This is a genomic window from Aliivibrio sifiae (genome assembly GCF_002954715.1).
In the GTDB taxonomy this organism is placed as follows: domain Bacteria; phylum Pseudomonadota; class Gammaproteobacteria; order Enterobacterales; family Vibrionaceae; genus Aliivibrio; species Aliivibrio sifiae.
Window position 1 is genome coordinate 1061826 of sequence record NZ_MSCP01000002.1, and the last position, 1365, is coordinate 1063190.

Annotated in this window: 1 protein-coding gene; it reads right to left on the reverse strand. The window is 46.7% G+C overall.

Going from position 1 to position 1365, the window contains the following annotated elements; all coding sequences use genetic code 11:
* Positions 1 to 1365 (reverse strand): tandem large repeat (locus BTO23_RS21410; RefSeq protein ID WP_170066763.1); only part of this gene is annotated, 1365 nt, incomplete at both ends.

The following is a 1365-nucleotide window of genomic DNA, read 5'->3' on the forward strand; positions in this document are numbered from 1 at the left end:
CCCTGATGTCGGATTTGATACCACGGACGTTAACGTTGGTTTCGCGGTCGAAAGTGTCGCTGTCTCGGTAACCGCTTCAGCAGCAATACCGTGTTGATTTGAACCAGTGACTGTCGCTGTTACTTCACCATCAGGCCAGCCGCTTAAATCTTGAGCTGTCATACTCCAACTGCCATCACCTTGAACACTGGCTTCCGCGGTTTTCGTTTGCGCGTCCTTTGAATTACTTAGTACTAGAATCACTTTTTGGCTGTCATCAAATCGAGAGGTGTTACCACTAACAACCACATTAGTAATGTCGCTACTGTTAATTACACCACCTGAAATCGGATCAATAACGATTGATGGCGTTAAATACACAATACCACTCGTCGATTCATCGCCAAGGTTACCATTAATATCACTAAAGCCTGTCACCGTATAAGCAAACTCAGTATCTGCTGCCGATGAACTTGGAATTTCCACCTCACCGACCCAAACGGCAGTACCTTGACCTGACGTCCACGTCACATCACTCAAACCTAACTTTGCCGTCGCATTACTTACGGCAACAGAGAAAGTGGCCGTAACCCCAATTCTATCGCCTGTTTTACCCGATGTCGGATTTGATACCATTGACGTTAACGTTGGCTTCGCTGCTGAAAGGGTCGCCGTCTCTGTCACCGCTTCAGCTGCAATACCATGTTGGTTTGAACCAGTAACTGTCGCTGTTACTACTTCACCATCAGGCCAACCGGTTAAATCTTGAGCTGTCATACTCCAACTGCCATCACCTTGAACACTGGCTTCCGCGGTTTTCGTTTGTGCGTCCTTTGAATTACTTAGTACTAGAATCACTTTTTGGCTGTCATCAAATCGAGAGGTGTTACCACTAACAACCACATTAGTAATGTCGCTACTGTTAATTACACCACCTGAAATCGGATCAATAACGATTGATGGCGTTAAATACACAATACCACTCGTCGATTCATCGCCAAGGTTACCATTAATATCACTAAATCCTGTCACCGTATAAGCAAACTCAGTATCTGCTGCCGATGAACTTGGAATTTCCACCTCACCTACCCAAACGGCAGTATCTTGACCTGACGTCCACGTCACATCACTCAAACCTAACTTTGCCGTCGCATTATTTACGGCAACAGAGAAAGTCGCCGTAACCCCAATTTTATCGCCTGTTTTACCCGATGTCGGATTTGATACCACGGACGTTAACGTTGGTTTCGCGGTCGAGAGTGTCGCTGTCTCGGTAACCGCTTCAGCAGCAATACCGTGTTGATTTGAACCAGTGACTGTCGCTGTTACTTCACCATCAGGCCAGCCGCTTAAATCTTGAGCTGCCATACTCCAACGGCCATCGCC